Below are 17,552 nucleotides of genomic sequence, written 5' to 3' on the forward strand. Positions count from 1 at the left end.
TACTAATAATACCTCAATTTGACAATATTTTCGACTGTTATTGCAGATAAATCAATGATAACTTCTTTATGTATTACTGTTTTTGCTCTATGGAGATGAATCATGAGTGGGTTTTTACTGATAATTCCAAAACGAACTCTGCAACCAATTCAGTGAGCCCAGGGTAATCTGTATAAGCTCTAATCTGGATAGGTTGAGTCACTCGTTCCCCTGATTTTTGAGACTCTTCTAACATCGCCTCGACTTTTTTCCCTTCATCACAAACGAAATAAACATCTGCTTCAGGGCGACGTAAAAATTGAGCCTGAAAAGATTTAAAAACAATAGAGGCTTTCATTTGTTTCCGGTCAGCATGATAAAAACTATGTAAACCGCCCGCTAAATCAGCACCAACACTCAGTGCGCCGAAATACATCGAATTTAAATGATTACGGCTGCGTCGATTTAAAGGGAGACAAACAATGATTTCATTATCGGTAAGTTTCAGGAGTCGAGGTTTTAAGTAGCCAATCAAGGGTACTTTAAAATGACTAAATTTCCAGAGAAAGAATTTAAAACGACTCAAAATACTCATGAATTTTCCTTTTTTATCATATCTTCCGCATCATCTTGTGTATAAAGACTCGCTGGGGAGAGGAACAATACGAGCCATAATAAAGTCCTTATACAACATAGGCTATTATCCTTCGCACTCCTTTGAGTTAGGAAGAATGAGTTTAAGACAGTATAAATTTAAAAACAATTAGGGACAAAAATCTATTATGCTTACTGGGCCCGGTGCACACTCGTCAGAGATAAGTGCTAACGGATAAGTAAGTAGCATGCTACTTGTGGTCGAAAAGTGGGTTGTATCTAATCGTTTTATTTTTTGGTGCAAAAATGTGCTAGAATAAAAAGATTATTTCGACCGATTACTAGGGTATATTTATATAACCCCTAATGTAAAAATACTTATTTGATCTATACGCTCTATTTTTTTGACGTATAATTACCTATTTTGCAGCCGCAAATTAGAGAACCATAACTAATCTGTTTTAAACCAAATTATCGAATTTTTATGCATACTATCACCATACGTGGTGCAAGAACCCACAATCTTAAAAATCTTGACTTGGATTTACCACGCGATCAATTAATTGTAATTACGGGTTTATCCGGTTCGGGAAAATCCTCTTTAGCCTTTGATACATTGTATGCAGAGGGGCAACGTCGTTATGTTGAATCGCTATCCGCTTATGCGCGACAATTTTTAGCAATGATGGAAAAGCCTGATGTTGATTCAATAGAGGGTTTATCACCGGCAATTTCCATTGAGCAGAAAGCAACGTCGCACAATCCTCGTTCCACAGTGGGAACTATTACTGAAATTTATGATTATTTACGGTTACTCTACGCACGCGTAGGTGAGCCTCGTTGCCCTACGCATCATGTCAGTTTGCATGCACAAACGATCAGTCAAATGGTGGATCAAGTATTAGCTTTACCTACAGACAGTAAAGTCATGATCTTGGCTCCAGTTGTACGCGAACGTAAAGGAGAGCAGGTCCAGCTTTTACAACAGTTACAAGCTCAAGGCTATGTACGCGCTCGTATTGATGGGGAACTCTATGAGTTGGATTCTCCCCCTAAACTGGGTCTGCGCACGAAGCATACGATTGAAGTAGTGGTGGATCGCTTTAAAGTCAGACCAGATATTGCGCAACGCTTAAGTGAGTCATTTGAAAATGCTATAAATTTGGCAGAAGGCCTCGCAATAGTGGCTTCTATGGATAATCAATTTGACGATCTGGTTTTTTCTTCCAAATTTGCATGTCCTGAGTGTGGATACAGTCTAAGTGAATTAGAGCCCAGACTTTTTTCATTTAATAATCCAGTTGGTGCTTGTCCTTCTTGCGATGGGCTGGGTGTCGATCAGTTTTTTGATCCGGATCGTGTTGTTCATGATCAAACTGCCAGTTTGGCTGAAGGAGCTATACGCGGCTGGGATAAAAAAACGACTTATTATTTCTCAATGCTCGAATCACTTGCGCAACATTATGGTTTTGATACCCAGACTGCATTTTGTGATTTGCCTGAAGAAGTACGTCAAATTGTTTTGTATGGAGGGCGTGACGTTATCGATTTTCATTATCATAGGCCCAATGGTGGTTATATGGTTAAGCGACATCCATTTGAAGGAATTATTCCTAACATGCAACGACGTTATCGTGAATCCGATTCGGGAATGATACGTGAGGAGCTTGCCAAGTATTTATCCTCTCGTCCATGTCAGAGTTGTCAGGGTGCAAGGTTACGCGAAGAAGCTCGACATGTGTTTGTTGATGATAAAAATTTACCTGAAGTGACCGCCTATTCGATTGAAAAAGCCTATGTGTTTTTTAAAAATTTGCGTTTGACAGGCTATAAAGGTGAGATCGCAGCAAAAATAAATAAAGAAATTGTTGAGCGATTAGGGTTCCTGGTTAATGTAGGTCTGGATTATCTTTCATTAACTCGCAGTGCTGAAACGTTATCTGGCGGGGAAGCGCAACGTATTCGGTTAGCCAGTCAAATTGGCTCCGGATTAGTGGGGGTGATGTATATTTTGGATGAACCCTCTATTGGTTTGCATCAAAGGGATAATGATCGCTTGTTAAAAACATTGATGCACTTAAGAAATCTGGGGAATACGGTCATTGTTGTGGAACATGATGAAGATGCAATTCGCAGTGCGGATTTTGTTCTGGATATAGGCCCTGGCGCGGGGGTACATGGTGGCGAAATTGTTGCTCATGGAACGCCGCAAGAAATTATGCAATCGCCTGCCTCATTGACTGGCCAATACTTATCCGGAAAACAATCCATTGCAATCCCTAAGTCTCGCTTACCCATTAATCCCGAAAAAATGATTCATTTAAAAGGAGTTGTTTGCAATAACTTACTTGATGTCGATGTCAGTATTCCTTTAGGCTTGCTTACTTGTATTACGGGGGTTTCTGGTTCGGGTAAGTCAAGTTTGATTAATGATACTTTATATCCGAGTGCTGCTAATCTGTTAAATAGGGCAAGTTTGTTTACTCCTGGTTCAGTGAAAGAGATAGCAGGCTTAGACTTATGCGATAAGGTAATTGATATTGATCAAAGTCCAATTGGGAGAACCCCACGTTCTAATCCAGCGACATATACGGGAATATTTACTCATATTCGAGAATTATTTGCAGCGACTCCTGAATCTCGAGCACGAGGTTATCAGCCTGGACGTTTTAGCTTTAATGTGCGTGGTGGACGTTGTGAAGCGTGTCAGGGTGATGGACTGATTAAAGTTGAAATGCACTTTTTGCCTGATATTTACGTGTCATGTGATGTATGTAAAGGAAAGCGCTACAATCGCGAAACTCTTGATATTCAATACAAAGGCAAAAATATTCACGAAGTATTAGAAATGACGGTTGAAGATGCGAGTCATTTTTTCGCAGCGATTCCAGTATTAGCCAGAAAATGTCAAACTTTGATGGATGTTGGTTTGTCTTATATTAAATTAGGGCAAAGTGCGACTACCCTTTCTGGTGGGGAGGCACAGAGAATTAAACTGTCTCGAGAACTGTCAAAGCGGGATACAGGAAGCACTTTATATATTCTCGACGAACCGACTACAGGGTTACATTTTCATGATACCAAACAGTTATTAGCTGTATTATTTCGCCTGCGAGAGCAAGGGAATACGGTTGTGATTATTGAACATAATTTGGATGTGATTAAAACAGCAGATTGGATTATTGATTTGGGGCCAGAAGGAGGAAGTAAAGGAGGGCGTATTGTAGCAACTGGCACACCAGAGCAAGTTGCTGAATGTGAACACTCCTATACAGGTCAATTTTTAAAGCCTATTTTGAAGGTACGATGATTTTTTTGCTAATATTTAAAAATTAATGGAATCATACATCAACGCTATTAATTTTTTTTAAATAATTGTATGCATAAAAGCTAAGTGGTAAGAGTAATGCCCAGGTAAAACCAACAGCAAGATAAAATGGATAACTTTGTTCAATCACCACAATATTGCAAGCAGCGCCAATTTTATAAGCAAAGGGCATCAAAAAAAGGATAAGAAGAAACCAAATAAAATAGTAACGCATGAACTGTTCATTAAGAATAATCAGGTTTAATCCGAAACTTAACCAAATGCAAATCATCCAAGGGGCTGTAAAATAAGAACTAAAGGGATTTGCTTTAAAATAAATATAGTTTTGATGCAGCCAAATCGTATCAGTAAGTGAGCCAATAAGTCCAATAAGAAGGGCAAACAATAACGCATTTAAATAGGGTAATCGATTAATTGATTGCCATAGAATTTGCACCGCAATAATCAGGAAACCAATGATTGGTCCAAGATATACATCGTTTTGTGCTGCAAAATAGAAACAGGCCATCCAACACAAATAATAAGATGAAAAATGGATACACCACCCAATTTTACTTTTATTCATCAGCATTACTCTTATAGTTTGGGTCCTCAAAAAATCCTCAGTACTTCTACTGTTTTTTTTCTCATTTTCGATCTATAACTAAATTGTAGGAAATTTTGCATAGGAAGAAAAATGGGCACTTTTTTTATTGTTCTTATAATTATTGTAGTACTTATATTTATATGGGCTATTGGTATTTACAATACCTTAATTCATTTAATAGAAGCGATTAATAACGACAAAAAACAAATCGATATTCAATTAGATCGTCGTTTTAAGGTATTTGAATCTTTAATTGAAGCCGTAAAAAAATATATGGATTACGAGCAAACTACACTAAAAGATGTAGTCGCTTTGCGTAATCAGGCTCAAGCAGCCAAAGCTGCGGGAGATGAACAAGGGCGTATTGCTGCAGAGAATCAAATTTCCCAAATTGCATCTGGACTTAATGTGGTATTTGAACGATACCCTGATTTGAAAGCAAGCCAAAATGTAATGCAATTGCAGGAAGAAATTGTCAATACCGAAAATAAATTAGCTTATTCTAAGCAAGCTTATAACGATGGAATAGAGCGTTATAATGCCAAAAAGAAATCATTCTTTGAATCTATGGTGGTATCTTTGTTTGCCTCAGCTCTAGATAAAGATTTTGTTTACTGGGGACTCCCTGAAGAGCAGATCCAAGCAAAAGAAGACTATACCGTAAAATTTTGAGTTTAGGATATGGGGCTTGAAGAGTATCATGGCAGCGTAGGTAATTGGCGCGAGCAAATACAGCTAAATAAACGCAAAACACAAGCGGTCATTGCTTTTTTTATTGCGATTTATTTTGCTGTAGGCTTCATTGCAGATCTATTTGTTTTGCATACGGCTTATCCACAAATTACCCTAGAGCAATGTTTTCTCGCTTTAATTCACCTGAAAGTTATCCCTTATGCGACCATTCTTATGGTTGGCTTTGCGGTGGTGTCGTTAATGATAACGTATGCATTTTACGATCGAATTATGTTATTAGGTACGGAGTATCGTGAAATTACCCCCAAAACAGCCCAAAACATACAAGAGCAACAATTATATAATGTAGTAGAAGAAATGAAGGTTGCATCGGGTTTGCAGTATATGCCCAAAGTTTTTATTATCGAAGCAAATTATATGAATGCTTTTGCGAGTGGGTACAGCGAAAAATCAGCAATGGTAGCAATTACTCGAGGTTTAATAGAAAAACTAGACAGGGCCGAACTGCAAGCAGTGATGGCTCATGAATTAAGCCACATTCGTCATTACGATATTAAATTAACTTTAATGGTGGCAGTTCTAAGTAATATTCTTTTGATCGTAGTGGATATTTTGTTTTATTCCGCATTATTTAGACGAAACGACAGACGCGAAGATAACCGTTTGTTAATGGTTATTATGGTTCTTCGCTATGTTTTGCCTTTAATTACCGTCTTGTTAGCTTTATTCTTAAGTCGAACACGCGAATATATGGCCGATGCGGGTTGCGTGGAATTAATGCGCGACAATGAACCTTTAGCGCGGGCATTACTCAAAATTAGTGCAGATCATGAACAAAATGCGGAACAGTACACACAAGAATATGGTAATACGCCACACGAGCAGGTTAGGCAGGCATCCTATCTCTTTGATCCTTCCGATATTCAACCGGTGAAGTCTTTAAGCAGTGCTTTTGCAACACATCCTTCAATTGATGATCGTTTACGGGCTTTGGGATTTAAGCGTAAGTGACAAATACTTTAACGTGCACAACAGGTCAACTCCCTTTTCCAGGTTATTTTCCAAAAGAAGATAAAGTCTCTGTTCTTGTGCAATCTTATGTTTTAAGCTTATGATTATAACCCAAAAGTTTAATGCCTTCTCTAAAAAGGAATTTAGGTGTGATGAAAAAACAGTCTTTTATTTTATCGATTTTTTTGCTGTTTAGTGGGTTTTGTCTCAATGCAAATACTTTGTCAAAAGATGGCACAACCAATCAATCAACGATTTCAGAATATCTCATAAAAGTAACGCCAGAATTTCTTTATGGATATACCGACTTTAATTTTGATTCGACTTCAGGTGAAAATTTTAACCGATATAATGGGCATTCAAATCTTTATTCTACAGGAGCCGACCACATTTCTTTAGGTCAAACTATGATGGTTGGTGTTTATTATTTTGGAATTGATACTGAACTTAGCTCCCAGTTTTTATTGACTCCTGGATTTATTACTAACTCAGAACAGACCATACATAATCACACAATTTTTGGCCATTTATTTAAAATTTTTACTCCTGAGATTTATGCTGATTTTGGGGGGGGGTATGGTTTTAATAAGTTTATCACTTCAACCGAGATTGCTACGGAGCCTGCTCCATTAATTGCTCAAGCAACTAATAATAATGACAACTGGTTTCTTAGCTTTAATGCAATTTATAGAAAAACCTGGAAACAGTTGCAATTGAGAGCCAATGTTGGTGTGTTATACAGCCAAATTGATACAGGACGGTATAATTATTTTTTTCCAGCTACTGATACATTTCAAGTGATTGAGCCATTAACGAATAAAGCAACTTTAATTCTCGAGAATATTGAATTAGGTTATTATATTAAACCCACGGTCATGCCTTTTCTAAGTGGTGGATTAATTCAAGTAGCACAATTTTCAAATAGTCGCCCACTTATAAATCCTGCAAGTATAATTAATGGTTCTCTTCCTCAATTGAATATGGATAAAGGTGGCTTTCGCGTTGGCGGAGGTATTGCATTAAGCTATAAAAATGCAACCATTCGTATTGAAGAAAAATATTATAATGCCAGTAGAGTTTTTCAGAGCTATCAAACTCTAGTCGCATTAGAGTATCAATTTGGTTAGGGTCTAGTTACTCAGTATGTGAGGCATCCGAAGTATTATTTTCGCACAAGATGAGCCAAATAAAGCCGTTCTGGGAGTATTGTGGAAAATCAGATTTGAGCTCAGGTTGGATGAAAAAATACGCTGAGAAAGCGCAGCATACATCAGTATGTGCGCATTTTCAGTGTGTTTTTCATTCAAGATGAGCCAAATATGGATTTCCAGCGACGCTTACGTTGAGAAGTGTATTTAAGGATGATATCTAGTGAAGAAGGAATATTATTTTTCACCGAGGGCATTGAAATCTAAATGGACACAAATCCTTTTGGGTCTTTTCTGGGTGGCTCTTATTTTTTGGGCTGATGTTATTCAAATCCCTCTTCTCAGTTCGTTTATTACTCAACTGGACTATCGAACTTATGATCAAGTGGCGCAACTAAATTGGCGTCCTCATCAAACAATTCCTCGAGTGGTTATTATTGATATTGATAATAAATCAGTGCAACAAGAGGGAAGATGGCCTTGGCCCAGAACTAAGATGGCTGATTTAATTAACAAATTAAAGCAAAGCGGAGTCGTTACGATCGCAACAGATATTGTTATGGCTGAGGCAGAGGTAAATTATGCAATAGGTTTAAAAGATGAATTAATTAAACTAATGCCCCAATTGTCTCCAGAACAAAAGCAGTTACCTAATTTGCTCGAGCAAGTTGCTCCAAAAGTAGATAATGATCGTATTTTGGCCCAAGCATTGATGGATCATAATGTGGTATTAGGCTTTTTGTTTCATAATGACAAGCAAATCAGGAAAGGTGTGTTGCCTACACCTTTAACTAATCCGGAAAATAAGTATTTATGCAGAGATCATCTCCCTCTCTATCAATTTTCTGGATATAACGGCTGTTTACCATTATTTCTGAATGCATCGACTCAAGCAGGTGCGGTAACAAACGTACCGGATCTGGATGGGACGGTGCGACATGGTCTTATGTTAGCAAGTTATGATAACAAGTTATACCCAACATTATCGCTTGCAACGGCTATGAATTATTTGATGGTACAACACATTTCACTTAAAACTCATGCTCATCAATTGTATGGGATTCAAATGGGGAATGTATTTATCCCTACAAACGCGCATGGGCAAATTCTTATTCCATTTTGGGGACAAATTGGAACCCTGAATTATTATTCTGCAACGGATGTTATACAAGGTAAAATTAATGCGGATGAATTGCAGGGAGCAATTGCTATTATTGGTTCAACAATCATTCTTTTGGCCGATCTGCACCAATCCCCTGTTGCGCAATCGTTTCCTGGTGTTGAGATGGTAGGGAATATGGTTCAAGGTATTGTTGGACAGCAATTAGTATCCGAATTTGATTGGAAGACTACTCAAGGAAGGGTGTATCTGGTGTTGTTTGGGTTATTTTTTACCTTTTTAATCTCTTTCTTGAGTGTTTCTAGAATGTTGATCCTTGCAGTAATTGGTATTATTGGCATTCGAGCTTTATCAATCTATCTATTCGTCTCCAAAAGTTTCTATCTTCCAATAGCACTGATGCTCACTTTAATCGTGCTTATAACAATAACGAATTATGCTTATTTATTTATCGTTGAACGAAGACAAAAAAGAAAAATTAATCAGTTATTTGGTCAATACGTCCCTGAAGACTATGTAAAAGAGCTAATCGAGTCCCCTGATCAATACAGTATGGAGGGACAAGAGCGTAATATGACCGTTTTATTTAGTGATATACGTAATTTTACCGGAGTGAGTGAGACTTTAAATGCATCAGATGTGAAGCGGCTATTGAATGCTTTTTTTACACCAATTACCGAAATCATTTTTAGTTTTAGAGGGACGATTGATAAATATGTAGGTGATATGATCGTTGCCTTTTGGGGAGCTCCTATACACGATGAAGAACATGCATTCCATGCCATTACTTGCGCCTTAACTTTAGCAAAGCAATTACCGGAAATTAATGTAACAATGGAGGAAAAAGGTTTACCGGCAGTGAAAATTGGTATTGGTTTAGCAACAGGAATGATGAATGTTGGCGACATGGGTTCTGCGTTTCGTCGTGCATACACGGTCATTGGGGACACAGTGAATCTTGCTTCTCGATTGCAAGATTTAACTAAATTTTATCAGGTGACTATTTTAGTGAGTGATGGAACGCGTTCTGGACAAGATCAATTTGTCTGGAGAATCATAGATAAAATTACTGTTAAAGGAAGAAAAAGTGGATTGATTATCTACCAACCGCTATGTACGGTTTCTGAAGCTTCCGATGAGGTTTTAACTGAGCTGGATGAATACCATAAAGCTTTGGTTGAATATTCCGCACAGAATTGGCCATCCGCAGAAAAAAAATTTGCTAGGTTAAAAACCAAATTTCCTGGAGTTTATTTGTATCAGATGTACCATGAACGTATTAAAGCATTCATGAAAACCCCTCCTCCTGAAAACTGGGATGGGGTTTATATGCACCAGCATAAATGATTTTTTGTTATCTTATGAAGATTAATGAATGTGGATGGGTTTATATTCAGTGCCAAAACTTTTTTAATGGAAAAATTGTACAGGAATATATATGAAAAAAATAATATTTACAGGATTATTCATGTTAGTCAGCCAGGTATTTGCTCAATCTGCTGCTACTGTTTTGTTCACCCAAAACAAAGTAGTAGCACATCATAATGGTGCCGAGCGTGTGCTTACTCGCGGTTCTGCTTTGGAGCCAGGCGATGAGTTGATTACTGGTGATGGCGCTGCAGCGAACATTCAATATTCAAACGGTGCATTGGTTAATATAGGATCAAATTCAAACTATAAAATTCTGGCTTATGCTCCTAAAGAGTCAGTACAAATTAAGGCTGAATTGAGTAAGGGTAAGGTAGAAATAAAAACTCCGGAAAAAATTAAAGAATCACTAAAAACACCAATTTTATCTCTTGCAATACTTGGAACGGATGTACGTGTCTATGTCGCTTCTCCTAAAATGACTTACATTCAGGTTCTCGAGGGACTTGTTTTGGCAAGAAATGAATACCTTAGACCTGGCGCAAGTGTTCGTGTTACTGGCGATCGGATTGTTAATGCACCGTTCCCTAAAGAGGGGGAAGTCAAAACGACGGCTGATGTTATATCCGTCACAACTGGAGCAGGGAGGACTGCCACTAATGATGCAGGGAGTGGTGCCGATAGTGCATCCTATCTTTCTACTGCTCAAGTAACAGGAACTTCAACCTCTACGGCAACACAAGCTGCTCAAGCTGCAGCAATAGCTGATATTTCCATAATTTGTTTGACTTCAGGTGGTACTGTCTAAGAGTTTTAAGAACAGTACCTTGATGTCAGCTAAAGGGAGCATAACCCGGGTTAGACGCAGTCGTAAAATCCGGGATTAAGTTTACATTCCCATATTACGCTACGCTAATACAGGCTACATATACACGTTTAAGTTGATGCCATAGAGGGCACGGTATTCACCTTAAACAAGATTATTCACGAAAACCCACACCTTTTTTTAATAAAATCATATTGATGAGCGTGAGCAATGCCAACATAAGCAAAATAATTCCCATAGCTAAAGTTGTATTGACTTCACTTTGACCAATCATGGCATTTCTAAGCGCATTAACCATGTATAGAATAGGATTGAGCCAAGATACTTTTTGCCAGAATTCAGGAAGCATATTGATGCTGTAAAATACTCCCCCTAAATAGGTGAGTGGGGTGAGTATAAAAGTTGGAATAATCATAATATCATCAAAGTTTCGGGCAACCATCGCATTTGTAAAGCCTGCTAGAGAAAATACAGCAGATACTAACAATACAACCAGCAGCGTCATTGGCAAATGGCTTAATTCAACAGTTAAGAAAAAGCTCGCAATAATATAGACCAATGCAGCAACGATTAATCCTCTAAATACCCCTCCCAAAACATATCCAAGAAGTAAGAGACTATTATGCATTGGGCTCACGAGCATTTCTTCAATACTTTTTTGAAAGCGGACGCTATAAAGTGAGGAAGATACGTTTCCATAGGAATTCACAATGACCGACATCATAATCAATCCAGGAGCAATAAACATTGGATAGCTGACCCCTTGAATCGAGCCGATACGAGGGCCAATTAAACTGCCGAAAATGAGAAAGTAAAGTGTCGTCGTAATCACTGGAGGCAAAAAAACCTGAGTTGAAATGCGAAACATACGCACTAACTCACGTCGTACCAAAGTATATAATGCGATAATTTGTTTAATGGCCATTTTTTATTAGATCCAAAAAGAGTTCTTCCAGGCGATTGGTTTTATTGCGCATGCTATGAATTTTTATCCCGTTTTGGGTGAATAGTGCAAATGCATCATTTAAATTCAGATTGTTATCTACTCGAAGTTCTATTGTAGTGCTATCAATCAAGGTTGGTTTAAAGGGATGTAAATCGGGTAAAAGATCGATACGGTTTTCTGTAGTGAAAATAAAAGTTTGATGGCGCAGTGTTTGTAGAAGAGCCTTCATTGATGTATTTTTTATTATTTCTCCTTTATCAATGATGGCAATGTTTTTACACAGCTGTTCTGCTTCTTCCAGATAATGGGTCGTGAGAATAATGGTTGTTCCTTCTGCGTTAGTTCGGGTAAGGAACTCCCACATACTATGGCGTATTTCTATATCAACCCCCGCTGTAGGCTCATCAAGAATCAATACCTTAGGTTGGTGAACTAAAGCTCTGGCAATCATGAGTCGGCGTTTCATCCCCCCAGATAAATGTCGGGCTATTGAATTTCTTTTTTCCCAAAGGCCTAATTGCTGCAACAGGGATTCAACTCGTGGTAGAGCATTTTTTCGTGAAATTCCATAGTAACCCGCTTGATTAAGCAGGGTTTGTACGCAAGTTTCAAAAATATTAAGATTGATTTCTTGGGGCACCAGACCTAAACACGATTTGGCTTTCTCCGGTTCTTTTTCCAAATCATAACCGTGAATATTAATACTACCTGATGTCTTATTAAGTAATGTAGTAATTAAACCAATGGTTGTTGATTTTCCCGCGCCGTTAGCGCCCAATAAGGCGAAAAAATCACCTGTGTTTATGGTTAAATCAATGCCCTTTAATGCTTGTACACCATTCGCATAAGTTTTATATAACTGTTTAATGTCTAAGGCATGCATAGAGACTAAGTGAAAATAAAAATATCATTATACACAATTATCATATTGTTTCGCGAGCATGGATACGATTGTTTAATTACTAATCTACTTATAAAGTGGAGAACTCGTCCTTTTTCAGTAAAAAATGCGAATGAGTTTTCATCCAACCAGTAATGCTGTAGCGAGGTCGATGCGTAACACAAACCTCATGCGGCAATTCACTATTAAAACAGATGAAACGATTTTCGAGGGGCAAAACGCTCCTAATCAATTGATCTTCATTATTGTAAAGTTTTAACTCACCACCATATTCAGACTCCCAATTATTATTTAAATAATACACACATGAGATTTTTCGTGTTTTTTGCGTCGCGAATTGATCCACATGCTTTTTATAAAAGGTGCCTGGTTGATATGCAGCAAAATGGGTTTCAAATTCACGTAAACCTAAAAAAAGCGACTGATTCAATACTTGCGCTAAGTACTGTATTTTTTGTAAAAAAATTTGTATTGACGGATTAGTCTCATGCTCATCCAGCCAAAAAATTTCATCAGAGCGAATGATATCATTTTTATGTGAATTCAATTTAAGGCCGATTTTAGCCCCTCGAAACAGCCCTTGTTCATATAACTCCTGCGCTGTTGTACGTAATGACTGGCATTGAGTTGGCTCGAGAAAGCCGTCGATAATATAAAACCCTTGGGTACAAAGGTTATGAATGAGTTGTTCTGAATCTATCAAAGCCTACGTCCTTCAAGTTGATATTCATATTCACGCCATTGAGGCATGAATTGACTCATTAATTCATAAAAACGCTTATTATGACTGGGTTCTAGCAGATGGATTAATTCATGAACAAGAACATATTCCAGACAAATCGTTGTTTTTTTGATGAGGTTGAGATTTAACCAAATACGCGCCGCTTTCGTATTACACGAGCCCCAACGTGTTTTCATTTTTCTTATTCCCCATTGGGCTACTTTGACACCAATAACAGTTTCCCAGTGTTGAATGAGATCCGGCAACACTATTTGCATTTGATGCTTGTACCATCGTTCAAGAATGGTTTGTATTTGGGTAGGTGAACTGTTCGGCTGGGTATAACAGTACATAAGCTCGTCATTGATTTGAATTTGTGTAGGGCCATGATGCTCTTCAATGATTAATAAATACTTTTTCCCCTTGAATGGTACAGTGGCCCCTGTTTCATATGTACATTCTTCAGCAGCAACAGCGCGGTTAAGAATGCGTTCTCTTTGTTTATGAATCCATGCACTTTTAGATTCAAGACTTTGCCTTATAAGTTGGTCACTGAATCTAAGCGGAGCGCTTACTTTAACTATGCCATCGGGAGGATAAATACGTAAGTGCATGTTTTTAATTTTTTTTCTTAATATTTCTATTGGGATACCATCGAGTTCAATGATCATCTAATTAATCTACTTGTAGCCTGGGTGTAGCACAGCGGAACCCGGGGAAACTAAAAATTCAGAAAAACCCGGGTTCCGCTGTGTTGCACCCAGGCTACAATATTTCCCAAATATATTATAGGGATAGAATTGAGGCTATTGTACTATCTTTGCGCGCCGATACAAGGACTGTCTATATATTCACCATTAATATTTAAAACCATATTCACATTGGCACGTTGATAGCGAGCCAGTATGTCATACTCCTGTTTTGTAATGTAGCCATATGAATTACCACAATACACGAGTGATGTGGCTCCAGGCTTGGGTGTAACTTGCACTGGCAAATCACATTCCCAACGAAATTGAGTTAAATCGCAATTTGTTGCGGGATTGGCAAGCGCTAAATTAAAGGGTAAAAGAGATACAGCAACAGTTACATACCACGTTCTTTTCATAGTGTGCACCATTTGCATATTTATGTTCTTTAAGTATAGGATAAGATTGAAAAAAAGCAGCCAAGGATTGCTATGCTTTCATCTAGTTCTGAATACCTTAAAGCCCTGCGTGAAGGAAAGTATCTCCTTTTTTTGGAGTGGATCGATTTTATTACCCAGAAATATGAGCTTATTGGTGCAGAAGACACAGTAAATTTTTTGATTCTTGAATGGTTAAACAATGGTTATTCTGAGAAAGATGCAAAAAAAGTAGCTGTCTTGCAAGCTGTATATGAGTTGGAGCCTAAGCCTTTGCAAGGAAAATTAGACTATGCACTTAAAATAATGACCCATGTGTTGTTTATTTGCATTGTTTTTCAGAAATCTGGCATAGATGTAGTAATGCCCCCACAAGAAAAAATAATGCAAAAGACCGTAGATCAGTTAATTGCAGGACATCTTGCTCAGCTCAATCCATTTACTTATGAGAAACGATTGGAAGACGGGCAATCGGAGTTTTATGAGTGGGTAGGAAGCGCCGATGAAAATGAAGTGGTCGAGGCGTTCAAAAAAATTAATCCCATTACTAAGCCTAGGTATCTCCTTGAAGATTATATTCTGCACTTAGAGCGCATAAAAATAAAAAACGATGAGCTCTATGCTACACGATTAAGTATGGCAAAAAGTTTTCTCGGTTATTTATATGAACAAACTGAATTTACACCTAAAGTAAGCGAAATAATTGCTACTTATGTGAACTCGCTTCGTGAATTGCATCCAAGTCATGAAGAAATAGAGCGTTTGGATAGTATTTCTCAGCCTTCTGTTTTGGAAACTACCTGGCGTTGGGGGAAAGGGATAGGAATTAGCTTTTTTAGTCTGGTGTTTGGTGAAAAATCAATTGGCGAGTTAATTTCTGGACCAAATGAAAACTTTAAACCTTAGTGTTTTTGTCTTAAAAAATCAGAAAATAATGCATCCAAATCATTAAATTCGCCCTTTGAAAAGAAGATTATAAGGAAATATAGTTAAATTTTGGTAATTTTTTTACTTATTGACCAATATTTAATACCAAACTCCCAGTATCTGCTACACTTTAAAAATCATAGTTTTTGCCTGCAATACAGGCAGATACTGGGTTTATGTTAGTGGAAGTTGTATTTTCATATGATGTAAAAAGCAACAAGCTTATTTTTAGAATGAAGTGTAATGCTTAATTTCAGAGAAGATATCCAAACTCTCACTTATTTCATTTTCATTGGTTTTCTTGTAGAGATAAAAATGAAATTCAAATCGTTAGTGTTCTCCATACATGGATGGTTTGATACTAGTATCAAAGAAGATAATTTAAAACAAGGTAAGATACATTGGACTCGCGCTTTTATTTTTGTGCTACTTCATTTGTGTTGTTTGGCGGTTTTCTGGGTTGGATGGAGTTTTACAGCGGTTTTTACTGCCATTTTACTTTATCTTCTTAGAATGTTTGCTATAACTGGTTTTTATCATCGTTATTTTTCACATAAGACTTTTAAAACAAATCGTTTTTGGCAATTTATTTTTGCGGTATTGGGTAATGCTGCCGTACAAAGAGGGCCACTTTGGTGGGCAAGCCATCACCGGATCCATCATCGACATACAGAGCAATCACAAGATCCTCATTCCCCTGTACAACATGGTCTATTGTGGAGTCATGTGGGATGGATTTTTTATTCAGACAATTTTAAAACAGACTACAAAGCAATACAGGATTTTGCTAAATATCCGGAATTACGCTGGTTAAACCGTTATGATAATGTAGTACCTATTTGTTTACTATTCATACTATTTTTTACAGGTACTTTTTTAGCAAGTTATTTTCCTAAACTACACACGAATGGCATGCAGTTAGTTGTTTGGGGCTTTATTTCAACAATTGCTCTTTTCCATGCTACTTTTTCGATTAATTCATTCTGCCATATATGGGGTAAACAAACATTTGAAACAGATGATGAAAGTCGCAATAATTTCCTTCTTGCTTTAATTACCTTAGGTGAGGGTTGGCATAATAATCATCACTTTTATCCACGATCCACAAGTCAGGGATTTCGTTGGTGGCAAATAGATATAACCTATTATTTATTATGCTTTTTAGAGAAAATTAAAATTATTCATGATGTGAATAAAGTTCCTTTGGAATTAAAAAGGAATAAGATACAACATCAAGAAAATCAACTTGTAGAAAAGCCTGATGTGCTCAAGTAATTGATAACCGCGATTGCAAAATAAATGATATTGCAGTTTATTCTGGCTGATTTGTGAATTTAACCTAGGGTATCTATCCTGTTTGATACATTTGGTTTTTGGCGCAACATAAGGTATTCCAGCAATATACATCGATGGAGCTATTGGGGTTGTTCGTTGATTAGCTATTTAAATTCTCATCAATGATGTGATGCTTTGAATCATCACATCGAAACAATACAAGAACTGGATGTATTTATCATAGAGTTTTGCTCTTTTATTCTTTTCGCACAGTTGCAAGCCTAAGAGATTGCAGCTTTCTGATATAAAACCATCCCAGATCGAACTCATCATTTCTAAAAGAAAACCGAGCACTTGCAGGATTAGCATGGTGATTATTGTGCAACTCTTCGCCACAGGCAAAAATAGCTAATCGAGTAATATTTCTGGATGTGTTATCAACCTCAAAATTAGTATAACCTTTGCTGTGAGCAATACCATTAACATAAAATGTTGCAATAAATGTCTCCATAATCATTTGTAAACTCCATATAGGTACGGCCCAAACTCCTATGGCTAAAAACTCCAATAAAAAGAAAACAAAAGGTCCTTTGTCTGAATGTTTTTCGTATAAATGTTTCTCTAAGAAATCATTATCGCGAATGTCACTGAAATTACGCACCATTTCGTTTTCCATTGATAAATGAGTTATTTCAATGCCATAAAAAAACATATTGCTAAGTCCGAAAATAACAGGAGAGTGTGGATCTTTTTTAGTATCAGTGTACTTATGATGAAGATGATGAATCGCTACCCATCTTCTTCTTGATATACCCGTCGTCAACCACATCCACAATCTAAAAAAATGGGTCACGTAGGGATGAAATTTTACTGCTCTATGCGATTCTCCTCGATGCAAATAAATCGTCATAATGATCTCAGTTATTACCCTGGCGTCTAAAAGTTGATTATTCCCATGCAGCATATTTAGTCTCATTTTTCTTAAAAAAATTCATAATTTTAA

16 protein-coding genes are annotated in these 17,552 nt (G+C 37.2%); 8 read left to right on the forward strand and 8 right to left on the reverse strand.

The window, feature by feature from the left end; translation table 11 throughout:
• Positions 1-100: 100 nt before the first annotated feature.
• Positions 101-574, reverse strand: coding sequence for a PaaI family thioesterase (locus tag Lstg_RS13395; RefSeq protein ID WP_058478173.1), 474 nt, complete (start codon positions 572-574; stop codon positions 101-103).
• Between the two features lie 483 nt (positions 575-1,057).
• Between Lstg_RS13395 and uvrA the strand changes: the two genes are divergently transcribed.
• A complete protein-coding gene (gene uvrA, locus Lstg_RS13400; protein ID WP_058478174.1) occupies positions 1,058-3,883 on the forward strand; it encodes an excinuclease ABC subunit UvrA in 2,826 nt (941 codons plus the stop codon).
• Positions 3,884-3,914: 31 nt separating this feature from the next.
• On the opposite strand, the gene Lstg_RS13405 is transcribed toward uvrA, so the two are convergent.
• Positions 3,915-4,466: a DUF2878 family protein gene (locus Lstg_RS13405; RefSeq protein ID WP_058478175.1), complete on the reverse strand. Its 552-nt coding sequence runs from the start codon at positions 4,464-4,466 to the stop codon at positions 3,915-3,917.
• A 111-nt stretch (positions 4,467-4,577) separates the two neighbouring features.
• Between Lstg_RS13405 and Lstg_RS13410 the strand changes: the two genes are divergently transcribed.
• From Lstg_RS13410 to Lstg_RS13430, 5 genes are all read left to right on the forward strand, one after another.
• A complete protein-coding gene (locus tag Lstg_RS13410; RefSeq protein ID WP_058478176.1) occupies positions 4,578-5,159 on the forward strand; it encodes a LemA family protein in 582 nt (193 codons plus the stop codon).
• A gap of 9 nt (positions 5,160-5,168) precedes the next feature.
• Positions 5,169-6,191, forward strand: coding sequence for a zinc metalloprotease HtpX (gene htpX, locus Lstg_RS13415; protein WP_058478177.1), 1,023 nt, complete (start codon positions 5,169-5,171; stop codon positions 6,189-6,191).
• A gap of 152 nt (positions 6,192-6,343) precedes the next feature.
• On the forward strand, positions 6,344-7,318 hold the full coding sequence (locus Lstg_RS13420) for an autotransporter outer membrane beta-barrel domain-containing protein (protein ID WP_058478178.1): 975 nt from the start codon (positions 6,344-6,346) through the stop codon (positions 7,316-7,318).
• Positions 7,319-7,562: 244 nt separating this feature from the next.
• Positions 7,563-9,806, forward strand: a complete 2,244-nt coding sequence (locus tag Lstg_RS13425) for a CHASE2 domain-containing protein (protein WP_238585433.1) — start codon at positions 7,563-7,565, stop codon at positions 9,804-9,806.
• A gap of 91 nt (positions 9,807-9,897) precedes the next feature.
• Positions 9,898-10,635, forward strand: a complete 738-nt coding sequence (locus Lstg_RS13430; protein ID WP_058478179.1) for a FecR family protein — start codon at positions 9,898-9,900, stop codon at positions 10,633-10,635.
• A 172-nt stretch (positions 10,636-10,807) separates the two neighbouring features.
• Here the strand turns inward: Lstg_RS13430 and Lstg_RS13435 are convergent, their stop codons facing one another.
• The 5 genes from Lstg_RS13435 to Lstg_RS13455 form a co-directional block, all read right to left on the reverse strand.
• A complete protein-coding gene (locus Lstg_RS13435; protein WP_058478180.1) occupies positions 10,808-11,578 on the reverse strand; it encodes an ABC transporter permease in 771 nt (256 codons plus the stop codon).
• Positions 11,568-12,482: an ABC transporter ATP-binding protein gene (locus Lstg_RS13440; RefSeq protein WP_058478181.1), complete on the reverse strand. Its 915-nt coding sequence runs from the start codon at positions 12,480-12,482 to the stop codon at positions 11,568-11,570. Before Lstg_RS13440 ends, Lstg_RS13435 begins: the two co-directional genes overlap by 11 nt.
• Positions 12,483-12,570: 88 nt before the next feature.
• Positions 12,571-13,203 carry a 2OG-Fe(II) oxygenase gene (locus Lstg_RS13445; protein ID WP_058478182.1) on the reverse strand — a complete coding sequence of 211 codons (633 nt, stop codon included), beginning with the start codon at positions 13,201-13,203 and terminating at the stop codon, positions 12,571-12,573.
• On the reverse strand, positions 13,200-13,892 hold the full coding sequence (locus Lstg_RS13450; RefSeq protein ID WP_058478183.1) for a M48 family metallopeptidase: 693 nt from the start codon (positions 13,890-13,892) through the stop codon (positions 13,200-13,202). Before Lstg_RS13450 ends, Lstg_RS13445 begins: the two co-directional genes overlap by 4 nt.
• A 143-nt stretch (positions 13,893-14,035) precedes the next feature.
• On the reverse strand, positions 14,036-14,329 hold the full coding sequence (locus Lstg_RS13455; protein ID WP_058478194.1) for a hypothetical protein: 294 nt from the start codon (positions 14,327-14,329) through the stop codon (positions 14,036-14,038).
• 72 nt (positions 14,330-14,401) lie between these two features.
• Between Lstg_RS13455 and Lstg_RS13460 the strand changes: the two genes are divergently transcribed.
• Together Lstg_RS13460 and Lstg_RS13465 are read left to right on the forward strand one after the other, a co-directional pair.
• Positions 14,402-15,253, forward strand: coding sequence for a helical bundle domain-containing protein (locus Lstg_RS13460; protein ID WP_058478184.1), 852 nt, complete (start codon positions 14,402-14,404; stop codon positions 15,251-15,253).
• A gap of 336 nt (positions 15,254-15,589) precedes the next feature.
• Positions 15,590-16,549 (forward strand): acyl-CoA desaturase, encoded by a 960-nt coding sequence (locus Lstg_RS13465; RefSeq protein WP_058478195.1) that lies wholly within the window; start codon positions 15,590-15,592, stop codon positions 16,547-16,549.
• 256 nt (positions 16,550-16,805) lie between these two features.
• Here the strand turns inward: Lstg_RS13465 and Lstg_RS13470 are convergent, their stop codons facing one another.
• The gene (locus tag Lstg_RS13470) at positions 16,806-17,459 is read right to left on the reverse strand and encodes an acyl-CoA desaturase (RefSeq protein WP_238585434.1); all 654 of its coding nucleotides are present in this window, start codon (positions 17,457-17,459) and stop codon (positions 16,806-16,808) included.
• Positions 17,460-17,552: the final 93 nt, after the last annotated feature.

The sequence above is a fragment of the Legionella steigerwaltii genome (assembly GCF_001468065.1).
GTDB lineage: Bacteria > Pseudomonadota > Gammaproteobacteria > Legionellales > Legionellaceae > Legionella > Legionella steigerwaltii.

What these genes read in the sequence shown, in the direction of transcription:
- Lstg_RS13395 (WP_058478173.1), bottom strand. Translation starts at nt 574, where the DNA reads ATGAGTATTTTGAGTCGTTTTAAATTCTTTCTCTGGAAATTTAGTCAT.
- uvrA (WP_058478174.1), top strand. Translation starts at nt 1,058, where the DNA reads ATGCATACTATCACCATACGTGGTGCAAGAACCCACAATCTTAAAAAT.
- Lstg_RS13405 (WP_058478175.1), bottom strand. Translation starts at nt 4,466, where the DNA reads ATGAATAAAAGTAAAATTGGGTGGTGTATCCATTTTTCATCTTATTAT.
- Lstg_RS13410 (WP_058478176.1), top strand. Translation starts at nt 4,578, where the DNA reads ATGGGCACTTTTTTTATTGTTCTTATAATTATTGTAGTACTTATATTT.
- htpX (WP_058478177.1), top strand. Translation starts at nt 5,169, where the DNA reads ATGGGGCTTGAAGAGTATCATGGCAGCGTAGGTAATTGGCGCGAGCAA.
- Lstg_RS13420 (WP_058478178.1), top strand. Translation starts at nt 6,344, where the DNA reads ATGAAAAAACAGTCTTTTATTTTATCGATTTTTTTGCTGTTTAGTGGG.
- Lstg_RS13430 (WP_058478179.1), top strand. Translation starts at nt 9,898, where the DNA reads ATGAAAAAAATAATATTTACAGGATTATTCATGTTAGTCAGCCAGGTA.
- Lstg_RS13435 (WP_058478180.1), bottom strand. Translation starts at nt 11,578, where the DNA reads ATGGCCATTAAACAAATTATCGCATTATATACTTTGGTACGACGTGAG.
- Lstg_RS13440 (WP_058478181.1), bottom strand. Translation starts at nt 12,482, where the DNA reads ATGCATGCCTTAGACATTAAACAGTTATATAAAACTTATGCGAATGGT.
- Lstg_RS13450 (WP_058478183.1), bottom strand. Translation starts at nt 13,892, where the DNA reads ATGATCATTGAACTCGATGGTATCCCAATAGAAATATTAAGAAAAAAA.
- Lstg_RS13455 (WP_058478194.1), bottom strand. Translation starts at nt 14,329, where the DNA reads ATGAAAAGAACGTGGTATGTAACTGTTGCTGTATCTCTTTTACCCTTT.
- Lstg_RS13460 (WP_058478184.1), top strand. Translation starts at nt 14,402, where the DNA reads ATGCTTTCATCTAGTTCTGAATACCTTAAAGCCCTGCGTGAAGGAAAG.
- Lstg_RS13465 (WP_058478195.1), top strand. Translation starts at nt 15,590, where the DNA reads ATGAAATTCAAATCGTTAGTGTTCTCCATACATGGATGGTTTGATACT.
- Lstg_RS13470 (WP_238585434.1), bottom strand. Translation starts at nt 17,459, where the DNA reads ATGACGATTTATTTGCATCGAGGAGAATCGCATAGAGCAGTAAAATTT.